The sequence below is a fragment of the Streptomyces sp. NPDC048419 genome (assembly GCF_043200415.1).
GTDB lineage: Bacteria > Actinomycetota > Actinomycetes > Streptomycetales > Streptomycetaceae > Streptomyces.
This window is the reverse complement of the sequence record NZ_JBICXT010000002.1, coordinates 688374-699687: the sequence shown is the minus strand read 5'-3', so window position 1 is coordinate 699687 and position 11314 is coordinate 688374. Positions and strand designations below refer to the sequence as shown.

General features: G+C 71.2%; 11 protein-coding genes. 7 read left to right on the top strand and 4 right to left on the bottom strand.

The window, feature by feature from the left end; translation table 11 throughout:
* Positions 1 to 30 precede the first annotated feature (30 nt).
* The 4 genes from ACGFYN_RS07075 to ACGFYN_RS07060 all read left to right on the top strand — a co-directional run bounded on the left by ACGFYN_RS07075 (position 31) and on the right by ACGFYN_RS07060 (position 4036).
* The gene (locus ACGFYN_RS07075; RefSeq protein WP_393864722.1) at positions 31 to 1104 is read left to right on the top strand and encodes a M4 family metallopeptidase; all 1074 of its coding nucleotides are present in this window, start codon (positions 31 to 33) and stop codon (positions 1102 to 1104) included.
* 21 nt (positions 1105 to 1125) lie between these two features.
* Positions 1126 to 1392, top strand: coding sequence for a protealysin inhibitor emfourin (locus ACGFYN_RS07070; RefSeq protein WP_393864721.1), 267 nt, complete (start codon positions 1126 to 1128; stop codon positions 1390 to 1392).
* A 65-nt stretch (positions 1393 to 1457) separates the two neighbouring features.
* Positions 1458 to 2780 (top strand): GH1 family beta-glucosidase, encoded by a 1323-nt coding sequence (locus ACGFYN_RS07065; protein ID WP_393864720.1) that lies wholly within the window; start codon positions 1458 to 1460, stop codon positions 2778 to 2780.
* Positions 2777 to 4036 (top strand): MFS transporter, encoded by a 1260-nt coding sequence (locus ACGFYN_RS07060; RefSeq protein WP_393864719.1) that lies wholly within the window; start codon positions 2777 to 2779, stop codon positions 4034 to 4036. Before ACGFYN_RS07065 ends, ACGFYN_RS07060 begins: the two co-directional genes overlap by 4 nt.
* A 13-nt stretch (positions 4037 to 4049) precedes the next feature.
* Here the strand turns inward: ACGFYN_RS07060 and ACGFYN_RS07055 are convergent, their stop codons facing one another.
* Complete coding sequence (locus ACGFYN_RS07055; protein WP_393864718.1) at positions 4050 to 4904, bottom strand: NAD-dependent epimerase/dehydratase family protein; 855 nt, start codon at positions 4902 to 4904, stop codon at positions 4050 to 4052.
* Positions 4905 to 5057: 153 nt separating this feature from the next.
* Between ACGFYN_RS07055 and ACGFYN_RS07050 the strand changes: the two genes are divergently transcribed.
* Positions 5058 to 5915 (top strand): helix-turn-helix transcriptional regulator, encoded by an 858-nt coding sequence (locus ACGFYN_RS07050; protein WP_393864717.1) that lies wholly within the window; start codon positions 5058 to 5060, stop codon positions 5913 to 5915.
* Positions 5916 to 6058: 143 nt separating this feature from the next.
* On the opposite strand, the gene era is transcribed toward ACGFYN_RS07050, so the two are convergent.
* A complete protein-coding gene (gene era, locus ACGFYN_RS07045; protein WP_393864716.1) occupies positions 6059 to 7012 on the bottom strand; it encodes a GTPase Era in 954 nt (317 codons plus the stop codon).
* 195 nt (positions 7013 to 7207) lie between these two features.
* Here era and ACGFYN_RS07040 point away from each other — a divergent pair, with 195 nt between their 5' ends.
* Positions 7208 to 8518, top strand: a complete 1311-nt coding sequence (locus ACGFYN_RS07040; protein WP_393864715.1) for an ammonium transporter — start codon at positions 7208 to 7210, stop codon at positions 8516 to 8518.
* Entirely contained in the window at positions 8515 to 8853 is a 339-nt protein-coding gene (locus tag ACGFYN_RS07035; protein ID WP_393864714.1) for a P-II family nitrogen regulator, read from the top strand. Before ACGFYN_RS07040 ends, ACGFYN_RS07035 begins: the two co-directional genes overlap by 4 nt.
* On the opposite strand, the gene ACGFYN_RS07030 is transcribed toward ACGFYN_RS07035, so the two are convergent.
* Both ACGFYN_RS07030 and ACGFYN_RS07025 read right to left on the bottom strand, forming a co-directional pair.
* Positions 8747 to 9775 carry a WxL protein peptidoglycan domain-containing protein gene (locus tag ACGFYN_RS07030; protein ID WP_393864713.1) on the bottom strand — a complete coding sequence of 343 codons (1029 nt, stop codon included), beginning with the start codon at positions 9773 to 9775 and terminating at the stop codon, positions 8747 to 8749. The two genes, ACGFYN_RS07035 and ACGFYN_RS07030, sit on opposite strands and share 107 nt — an antisense overlap.
* A gap of 56 nt (positions 9776 to 9831) precedes the next feature.
* The gene (locus ACGFYN_RS07025; protein ID WP_393864712.1) at positions 9832 to 11172 is read right to left on the bottom strand and encodes a beta-xylosidase; all 1341 of its coding nucleotides are present in this window, start codon (positions 11170 to 11172) and stop codon (positions 9832 to 9834) included.
* Positions 11173 to 11314: the final 142 nt, after the last annotated feature.

Genomic DNA, 11314 nt, shown 5'->3' with positions numbered 1-11314 from the left:
CCGACATAACTCAGTGCAATGGTTCCGGACATGACGAAGACCAACGGGGGCTTCGAGCCCGTCTTCTGCACCGTCGTACCTCCGCACATCCTCGACAAGCTGGCCCAGCACGAGGACTCCGCACTCGCCGCGACCGCGCGCAAGACACTCGAGCGCGACGCCTACGAGCGCACCCACCGCCGGCTGACCACGGTCATCGGCGCTCCGACCGTCGCCCCGCCCGCCGGCGCGGCGACCGACCAGCCGCACCGCACGATCTACGACGCCCGCCACCACACGGACCTGCCGGGGAGGAAGGTCCGCTCGGAGGGCTCGGACCCGGGCAAGGACGCCACCGTCAACCGCGCCTACGCGGGCCTCGGCGCCACCTTCGAGCTGTACATGAAGGCGTACGAGCGCTACTCGATCGACGGCGGCGGGCTGCCCCTCGACGCGACGGTCCACTTCGACAACGACTACAACAACGCCTTCTGGAACGGCGAGCAGATGGTGTTCGGCGACGGCGACGGCGAGATCTTCCTCGACTTCACCATCCCGATCGACGTCATCGGCCACGAACTCACCCACGGCGTCACGCAGTACACGGCCAACCTCACCTACTTCGGCCAGTCCGGCGCGCTCAACGAGTCGCTGTCCGACGTCTTCGGCTCGCTGATCAAGCAGTACACGCTCGGCCAGACCGCCGCCGAGGCCGACTGGCTGATCGGCGCTGGGCTCCTCGCCCCGCGCGTCACCGGCAAGGCGCTGCGCTCCATGAAGGAGCCGGGCACGGCGTACGACGACGACGTCCTCGGCAAGGACCCGCAGCCCGCGACCATGGACGACTTCGTGCGCACCGGCCGCGACAACGGCGGCGTCCACATCAACTCCGGCATCCCCAACCACGCCTTCTACCTGGCCGCGACCGCGCTCGGCGGCAACGCCTGGGAGAAGGCGGGACAGGTCTGGTACGACGTCCTGACCGGCGGCCGGCTGAAGAAGGACGCCCTGTTCGTGGACTTCGCGAACCTCACGGTCGCGGCCGCCAAGGCCCGCTTCAGCGAGGGGGAGGAATTTCAGGCCGTCCTGAAGGCCTGGGAACGGGTCGGGGTGCGGACCTCGTAGTTCCGTACTAGACACGGACCCATGCGTATTCGAGTACGGCGTACGGGTGGATTCGCGGGCATCGAGCGGCGGGCCGAGGTGGACACCTCGGGACGGCCCGACGCCGGGGAGTGGCACGCCCTGGCCGAACAGGCCGTGGCCGGCGGGCACAGCAAGCCGCCCGCCGGCGTCCCGGACGGGTTCAGCTACGAGATCACGGTGGACGGCAGGACGTTCTACGCCGCGGATCCCCAGCTCACCGAGGAGCAGCGGACGCTGATCTCCAGGGTGCTGAAGGAGGGAGCCTGAGCTCGTAACAGGTCGTCCATGCGCGGGCGTTGACTTCTGTTACCGGTGGTACGGATGATCCGCGCATGGCGACTGAACCGTTCGATGCGGCGAACCCGATGCCCCGTTTCCCGGCCGGCTTCCTGTGGGGTGTGTCCACCTCGGCCCATCAGATCGAGGGCGCGGTGGACCGGCGCGAGCCGTCCGTGTGGGACGCCTTCACGGCTGAGCCGGGACGGGTGAAGGACGGCTCCACGGCGGAGGTCGCCTGCGACCACTACCACCGCTACCGCGAGGACGTGGCCCTGCTGGCCGGCCTCGGCGTGGACGCGTACCGCTTCTCGATCTCCTGGCCCCGGGTCCGCTCCGAGGGCGGCCTGGACTTCTACGACCGGCTCGTGGACGAGCTGTGCGCGGCAGGCGTACGGCCCGTCCCGACCCTCTTCCACTGGGACCTGCCCCTCGCGCTGGACTGGCTGGAGCGGGACACGGCGGCGCGGTTCGCGGAGTACGTCTCGGTCGTGGCCGAGCGGCTGGGCGACCGCGTGCAGAAGTGGATCACCCTCAACGAGCCTGCGGAACATACGCTGTTGGGCCACGCCCTGGGCGCGCACGCACCGGGCAAGCACCTGATGTTCGACGCGCTCCCGGTCGCGCACCACCAGCTGCTCGCCCACGGTCTGGCGGTACGGGCCCTGCGCGCGGCGGGCGCCACGGACATCGGGATCGCCAACTCGCACGGCCCGACCTGGCCGGCCTCCCGGGAACCGGCGGACGTGGAGGCGGCGGGCTTCTACGACCTGCTGCTCAACCGCCTGTTCGCCGATCCCCTGCTGCTCGGCCGGTACCCGGACGGACTGGGCGAGTTGATGCCGGGCGACGTCGAGTCCGACCTGAAGGTCATCTCCGAACCGATCGACTGGTACGGCGTCAACTACTACGCACCGACCCGGGTGGGCGCCCCGCAGGGTGAGGACATCGACTTCGGCGGCCTCACCATCCCGGCCGAACTCCCCTTCTCGGTACGGCAGATCGAGGGCGTACCGGTGACGGACTTCGGCTGGCCCGTCGTACCCGAGGGCCTGACCGAACTGCTCACCGGCTTCCGCGACCGCTACGGCGACCGCCTCCCGCCGGTCGTCATCACCGAGAACGGATGCAGCTACGAGGGCATCGACGACCAGGAGCGGATCGCGTACCTGGACGGCCATCTCCGCGCGCTGCACCGGGCGTCGGAGGCGGGCGTCGACGTGCGCGGGTACTTCGTGTGGTCGCTGCTGGACAACTTCGAGTGGGCGGAGGGGTACGAGCGCCGGTTCGGGCTCGTGCACGTGGACTACACGACCCAGAAGCGCACACCGAAGGCGTCGTACGACTGGTTGCGGGGCGTGCTGCGGGCGCAGGGATGACCTCCCTGGAGCGCGACGCCCCGGCGGCGCTCGCCGAGCCCGTCGAGCGGGTGGGACGGGGCTGGACGGCGTCCCTCTCGCTCGCCAACGGGGCGATCTGGGTGGGCTGGTACGGCCCGCTGCAGATCCTGCTGGCCTCCCAGGCGAAGGACTTCGCACCGGGCTCCGGCATGTCCAAGGAGACGATGCTGGCCTGGGTGACGGCCGCGGGCGCTGCGGTCTCGCTGGTCGCCAACCCCGTCTTCGGCGCGCTCTCGGACCGCACCACCTCCCGCCGGGGCCGCCGTACACCGTGGATCGTGGCCGGCGCTGCGGGCGGCGCCCTGTCGCTGCTGCTGCTCGCGGGCGCGGACGGCGTGTGGACGATGGCGGCGGCCTGGTGCCTGGTCCAGCTGACCCTGAACGCGGCGTTCGCGGCGGTGACCGCGGCGGTGCCGGACCGGGTGCCGCGGCTCCAACGAGGCTCGGTGGGCGGCTGGTTGGGCGCGGCCCAGATCCTCGGGGTGGTCGGCGGCACGGGACTCGCGACGGCGGCCGGGGGCATCGGGGCCGGCTACGCGGCGTGCGCGGTGTTCACGGCGGTGGGCGTGCTGCCGTACGTCGTCCGGTACGAGGACCTGCGGCTCGCGGCGGCGGACCGGCCGCCCTGGTCGTGGCGGGGCTTCCTGGCCGGGTTCTGGCTGAGCCCGCGCCGCCATCCGGACCTGGGCTGGGCCTGGCTGACCCGCTTCCTGATCAACCTCAGCAACGCGCTCGTCCTGCTCTACCTGCTGTATTACCTCCGCGACCGCCTGCACTACGGCGATCCCGACGAGGGCGTGCTGATCCTGACCGCCGTGAACGGCGTGACCCTGCTCGCCACGGTCGTCGTCGCCGGCGTGTGGTCGGACCGCACGGGGCGCCGCAAGCCCTTCGTGATCTGGTCCGGCGTACTGATGGCGGTGGCGACGGCGGCCCTGGCCGGCTGGCAGACCTGGCCCGGCGCGATCGTCGCGGCGGCGGTCCTCGGCGTCGGCTTCGGGGTGTTCACCTCGGTGGACTTCGCGCTCATGACCGACGTCCTGCCGAAGGCCCTGGACCGCGGCAAGGACCTGGGCGTGATCAACGTCGCCAACGCGCTGCCCCAGGTCGCGGCGCCCGCCCTCGCCGCACCGATCGTGACGTACCTCGGCGGCTACCGGGTGCTGTACCTGGTGGCGGCCGTGATCGGGCTGGCGGGGGCGGTGCTGGTCGGGCGGATCAAGGGCGTGGAGTGACACCTCTCGCCCGCTACAGGGCGCCGGCGTCCCGGGCCGTCCACACGCTCGGGTAGATGGGCCGGAAGCCGAGCTCCCGGCGGATCCGCCGGTTGGACATGATCCCGTGCCACGGGTCGCGGTCGGTGTTCTCGTACAGCCCGGCGGGCACCTCGACGCCGTTGAGCTGGTACAGCTCGACCGTCGTGACGGGGGCGTCGTCGGCGACGTTGTAGATCCGGCCGCCGATGCCCGGCGCGTACAGCAGCCGCATCAGGCTCTGGGCGACGTCCGCGTGATGCGCCATCTGCAGGCGCTGGTGCGGAGCCCAGTTCGGGGCCCAGTGCAGGGCGTTGGCGAGGTGCGGGTCGCCCTCGCCGTAGACGAAGGGGAGCCGTCCGATGCGTACGTCCAGGCCCTCCATGGCGAGCAGTTCACGCTCGGCCTCGGCCTTGGACTCCGGGTAGGCGCCCCACATCTCGCCGCCGGGCCGGCTCTCGTCCTCCTCGGTCAGCGGGCGGCCCCGGCCGATGCCGTACACGTTGCCGGTGCTGACCTGCACGAACCGCTCCACGCCCGCGGTCTGCGCGGCCCGGCCCAGCGCCACCGCCGCATCCCGGTTGACGGCCCACGCCTCCTCGTCCGGCACCCCGCGGAAGGAGGCGGCGACGTTCACGACGGCGTCCACCCCCGCAAGCGCCTTGCCGAGCGTCTCCTCGTCCCGCATGTCCCCTACGGCCACCTGGGCGCCCAGCTCCGCGAAAGGCTCACCGCGGGCAGCGTCCCGCACCAGGACCCGCACCTGCTCCCCCGGCTGTTGCTGCGCCAGCAGCCTCGGCACGAAGCGGCGCCCGACCTGTCCCGTCGTACCGGTCACCAAAGTCAGCATGATGTGCTCCTCACGAGCTCTCGCGTCCGCCGGATGCGGATGTCCGTCGTCTGCGAACAGCCTCGGACGGGCCGGGCGCGACCGGGAGAGACCTCTTCATCAGGGGATCGGCAGTCCCTGGATAAGCCGGCCGGTCTCCCGCACCCTGGAGAGGTGAACCGAGCCGAACTCGCCGACTTCCTGCGCCGCGGCCGCGCCCGCCTGGACCCCTCCGACGTGGGCCTCACGGCCGGGGCCAGGCGCCGTACGCCGGGACTGCGCCGCGAGGAGGTGGCCCAGCTGGCCGGCATGTCCGTGGACTACTACACACGCCTCGAGCAGTCCCGGGGCCCGCGCCCGTCCCGCCAGATGCTCACCGCGCTGGCCCGCGCACTGCGCCTGACGGAGGACGAACGCGACCACCTCTTCCACCTGACCGGCGAGGAACCGCCCCGCCGGGAGGCGACGAGCACGCACGTGCGGCCGGGACTCCTGCTGGTCCTGGACCGGCTGCACGACTGTCCCGCACTGGTGGTCACCGACTGCGGCGAGGTCCTGGCCCAGAACGCCATGTCGCGGGCGCTGAGCGGGGACCTCCTGGCCCGCCCGCCCCGCGAGCGCAACATGCTCCGCCGCTTCTTCCTGGACCCCGCGGCCCAGGCGCTCTTCCCGCCGGAGGACCGCCCGGAGCGCGCCCGCGAGCAGGTGGCGAGCCTGCGCGCGGTGGCGGCGGCCCGCCCCACCGACCCGGAGCCCGCCGCACTGGTCGCCGAACTACGCGCCGGCAGCGAGGAGTTCGCGGGTCTCTGGGACGAGCACGAGGTCGCCGTCCGGCGCGCCTCGACCAAGCGCTTCCGGCACGCCATGGTCGGCGTCCTCGAACTCGACTGCGAGGTCCTCGTCAACTCCGACCACAACCAGCAGCTGGTGGTCCACACGGCCCGCCCGGGCACGGAGTCCTACGAGCGGCTGCAGCTGCTGCGGGTGGTGGGCCTGCAGGACCTGACCCCGTCAGAAGCCGAGACGCCGTAGCTGCTTCGGGTCCCGCTGCCAGTCCTTGGCCACCTTGACGTGGAGGTCGAGACTGCATCGATACGCGGCTACCGCCGCACGGCGGGCGTGCGAGGAAAGCCGCGACCTGCCCGACCGTAGCCACACCCCCGGCCGCCCCAAACTCAGAAACCCAAACGCCGTAGCTGCTTCGGGTCACGCTGCCAGTCCTTGGCCACCTTGACGTGGAGATCCAGGAAGACAGGCGTGCCCAGCAGTGCCTCGATCTGCTTGCGGGACTTGATCCCGACGTCCTTCAGCCGCTTGCCCTTGGGCCCGATGACGATGCCCTTCTGGCTGGACCGCTCGATGTACAGGTAGGCGTGGATGTCGAGCAGCGGCCGGTCCGCGGGCCGGTCCTCGCGCGGCAGCATCTCCTCGACCACCACCGCGATGGAGTGCGGCAGCTCGTCGCGGACACCCTCCAGCGCCGCCTCCCGGATCAGCTCGGCCACCATGACCTGCTCGGGCTCGTCGGTCAGGTCGCCCTCGGGATAGAGCGCAGGCCCCTCGGGAAGCAGCGGGACCAGCAGGTCCGCCAGCAGGTTCACCTGCTTGTCCCCGACCGCCGACACCGGCACGATCTCCGCCCACTCGATCCCGAGCTCCTTGCCCAGCTGGTCGATCGCGATCAGCTGCTCGGCGAGGGCCTTGGAGTCGACGAGGTCGGTCTTGGTGACGATCGCCACCTTCGGGGACTTCTTGATCCCCGCCAGCTCCTTGGCGATGAACCGGTCACCGGGGCCGATCTTCTCGTTCGCGGGCAGGCAGAAGCCGATCACGTCGACCTCCGCCCACGTCGTGCGGACGACGTCGTTCAGCCGCTGCCCCAGCAGCGTGCGCGGCTTGTGCAGCCCAGGAGTGTCGACCAGGATCAACTGGGCGTCCTCCCGGTGCACGATCCCCCGCACGGTGTGCCGCGTGGTCTGCGGCTGGTCCGCGGTGATCGCCACCTTCTGCCCGACCAGAGCATTCGTGAGGGTGGACTTGCCCGCGTTGGGGCGGCCGACGAAGCAGGCGAAGCCGGACCGGTGGACGGTCTCGCCGGACGCCTCGGATGACTGGGTACGAACGCTCATACCCAACATTCTCCCTGATCCACGAGACACCGCCGTACCACGCCCCACACACCGCCGCCGCGGTGAGCTTTCCGAAACCCTCACGCAACGAAACACCGCGGAAACACACCCGTGCACAACCGGAAACGCACGGCGGTGACGCTCTGACGAGCCCCCGCCCCGAGGGGACGTGCCCCCACCGCGACGGAGACGCCCGTGACCCTCGCCGCCCAGCACGCCGACACCGGCGACACCGCCTGGCTGCTCGCCGCCACCGCCCTGGTCCTGCTGATGACGCCGGGCCTGGCCCTCTTCTACGGCGGCATGGTCCGCACGAAGAGCGTCCTCAACATGCTGATGATGAGCTTCGTGTCGATCGCCCTGGTCACGGTGGTCTGGCTGGCCGGCGGCTACTCGCTGGCCTTCGGAGACGACGCCGGCGGCGGGCTGATCGGTGATCTGAAACACGCGGGGATGGCCGGTCTCGGCCCGTCCAGCCTGCACGGCACCGTCCCCACCCTCCTCTTCGCGACCTTCCAGCTCACCTTCGCGATCGTCACGGCGGCGCTGGTCAGCGGCGCGATCGCGGACCGCGCGAAGTTCTCCGCCTGGCTGGTCTTCGTACCCGTCTGGGCGCTGCTCGTATACGTTCCCGTCGCGCACTGGGTGTGGGGCCCGGGCGGCTGGGTGCTGGAGCGGCTCGGCGCGCTCGACTTCGCCGGCGGCATGCCCGTCGAGATCACCTCCGGCGCCTCGGGCCTGGCGCTCTGCCTGGTCCTCGGCCCGCGGCTCGGCTTCAAGAAGGACGCGATGCGCCCGCACAACCTGCCCATGGTGATGCTGGGCGCGGGCCTGCTCTGGTTCGGCTGGTTCGGCTTCAACGCGGGCTCGGCCCTCGGCGCCAACGGCCTCGCCGCGGCCGCCTTCCTCAACACCCTCGCCGCCGGCTGCACCGGCCTGCTGGGCTGGCTCTTCGTGGAGCAGAAGCGCGACGGCCACCCCACCACCCTGGGCGCCGCGTCCGGCGCGGTCGCGGGCCTGGTCGCGATCACCCCGTCCTGCGGCTCGGTCTCCCTGATCGGCGCGCTGGTCGTCGGCCTCGCCGCGGGTGTCGTCTGCTCGTACGCCGTGGGCTGGAAGTTCAAGCTCAACTACGACGACTCGCTCGACGTGGTCGGCGTCCACTTCGTCGGCGGCATCATCGGCACCCTGCTGATCGGCGTCTTCGCACAGAAGGCGATGACCGGCGGCGTGGAGGGCCTCCTCTACGGCGGCGGGCTCATCCAGCTGGGCAAGCAGCTGGTCGGCGTGGCGGCGGTGGCCGCGTACGCCTTCCTGGTCACGTACGGCATCGCCAAGGTCATCGACAAGACCATGGGCCTGCGGGCGAGCGAGGAGCACGAGCACAACGGCCTGGACCTTACGGTGCACGCCGAGACGGCATACGATCACGGCGTCCTGGGCCACGGCGCCCCGGTCTCGTCCTCCATCCTCTCCCCCGCCCAGAAGGTCAAGAGCCAGGCATGAAGCTCATCACCGCGATCGTCAAGCCCTACCGCCTCGACGAGGTGAAGACCGCCCTGCGGGAGCTCGGTGTGCACGGGCTGACCGTGACCGAGGCCAGTGGGTACGGGCGGCAGCGCGGGCACACCGAGGTGTACCGCGGCGCCGAGTACCAGGTCGACCTGGTGCCCAAGGTGCGGATCGAGGTCGTCGTCGAGGACGCGGACTCCGACGCCGTGATCGACGCGATCGTCAAGGCCGCGCAGACGGGGAAGATCGGGGACGGGAAGGTGTGGGCGGTGCCGGTCGAGACGGTCGTACGGGTTCGGACGGGCGAACGCGGTCCCGACGCCCTCTGACCACCAGGACGGCCCCCACGACCACCACCACGAGCAGCACCACGGCCACCACCCACGGCAGCGCGAAGAACGACGCGCTCGCCGACTGCCGGGTGTGCGGCGCGCTCGCCGTCAACTTCACGTCTCCCCAATCGAGTTGGGGTGCGTCCCGCCATGGCTCGGTGAGCTTCACGCGCTGGCCGGGGAGCAGTTCGGCGGGGATGCGGGTCAGGTCGCGGGAGAGCAGGGTGCGGCCGAACAGGCCCTCCGCGCGCAGCTCCACCTTGGGGTTCAGGGTGACGTTGCCGGTGTTGTGGAGGGTGTAGGAGATCGTCGCCGTGCTGTCGCCGAGGCCGGGGACGAGGGGCTGGTGGTGGACGACGTGGACGTTCTCCACGGCGATCGCGGGGAGGGTAGGGCCGCTGACGCGGAGGTAGACGCGGGCGCCGACGGCCCGTCGCACGCCGAGGGCGAGTGAGCCGGAGCCCTTGTCGACGTGTTCGTCCAGTGCCACCAACGCGCCCGGGTGGTCGCCCGGTTCGGCGCCCTCGGGCACGTGCAGCGTGAAGGGCACGGTGACCTTGCCGTGCGCGGGGACGGTGACGTGCGATGTGGCGGGCTTCGCCCACGCGCCGACGCCGCGCTGCTTCTCGGCCATGGTCTTCACGGCGAATCCGCCGTCCCGTGCGGTGTTGTAGGCGTCCGCGGCGTACAGCCGGAAGGTCAGCGGCTTCCCGGTCTTGTTGGCGACGACCACCTTGTCCTCGACGGTCGTCCCGGGATCTGCGGAGAGGTAGAAGTACGGGCGCGCGGCGATCTGCGAGGCCGCCGGGTAGACGGACCAGCTGCCGTTGTCGGCGGCGTGCGCGGGTGCGGAGAGGGCCGCGAGGCCGGAGAAGGCGGCGAGGAGAAGGCCGAGGACGAGGACGTACGGCTTGCGCATGGGTGCGGACCCCCCACAGCGAGGAGTTGGACGGGCGGGTGCGGGCGCCCGTGCGGTCAGGTGAGCGTGAGGGTGAGCACGCCCGCGTACGAGCCCGGAGGCGTGAACGCCGGGACGTCCAGGGAGAGTCCCGCGTCCGCGGTGAACTCACCGCCGGTGAGCGTGCCGTCGGGGGTGGACGCGAGGGTCGCCCCCGAGCTGCCCACCGTGCCCGCCGAACCGGCCCGGCAGGTGCTCGGGCTGCCCGCCTTCGTGGCGCAGGCGGGGGTCCAACTCAGCTTCCCGGCATCGATCTTGGCGCCGGGGCCGGTGAAGTCGGTGACCTTGCCGGTCAGGGACCAGCCCGCGGGTCCGCCGCGGAAGTCCTTGACGGTGACGGAGTTCAGGGCGCCGGTCGAGGCCCCGCCCTTGCCGAAGTCGACCGCCGACAGGGCGACGGAGTCCCCGGCCTGGGACATGGACAGCGTGCCGGCCTTGACCGTGGTCGTCAGCTTCTGACTCCCGTCGGGGACGGGGGTGTTGTCGTTGACGACGTAGGCGGCGGGCCCGGCGCCCTTGTCCGCGTTCCACGTGCTTCCCTCGTACGCCACCACACCCGTCGTCGTCTTGTCGCTCACGACGAGGGAGCCGCTGAAGGCGCCGTCGGTGCCCGCGGTGACCGTGGCCGTGTCCGCGGTCTGGGTGTCACCGGCGCGCCCGGCGAGCGTGACGGGCGCACCCGGCGTGAAGTTGCTGCCGTTGACCGTGACGCTGTCGCCCGCGTTGCCGGAGGCCGAACTCAGGGAGATGGCCCGGTTGTTGGCGGGGTTGGCGTCGGTCGCGGTGACCGTCTCCGAGACCGGTGCGGGTGGGTTGGTCACCGTGCACGGGGTGTCCAGTTCGAGGATGTAGCTGGTGTGGATGTTGTAGTCGCCGGGCGAGAGCGTGATCGCGCCGGGTGCGGTGACCTTGAAGGTGCCGGTCATGGAGAACGACGGGAAGGCGCCGTTGCCCGGCACCGGGTCGTTCTTCTTGGGGCCGGCGACGGTGACGTCACCGGTCTGGGCACCGCCGAGCGTGACCTTGCCGGTGGGCGTCATGATGTCGGCCGGCAGGGCGATGGCGGTGGGATTGCTGGCGGCGGGCTTGACGACGGTGTAGGTGACGGTGACGGTGTCACCGACCTTCGGACTGGCGTTGTCCACCGCGACGGTGGCGGTGGTGGTGCCGTCGATCGGCGGGATGCCGGCGACGGCGGGCGGGATGCAGTGCGTGGCGAAGTCCACGTTCGTGGCGGCGCCGGCCGGACAGGCCAGCGCGGCGCCCGTGGAGACCGCGAGCGCGGTCGCGCCGAGCAGCGCGGCCCAGCGGCGTCTTCGGCCTGCTCTGCGGGTTGGCCTTCGGGTGGTCGGATCCATGGTGGTGCCCCCTCTCTGGTGCGCTCACTGGGGGCATTGATGTGTGGATCGCGTGAGAAGTCAATGGAGATGCCCGAACTGAACTGATGGACCGTCAGTTCCACAGGTTCGGGAACTGACGGTCCGCGCAGGGGTGTTCAGC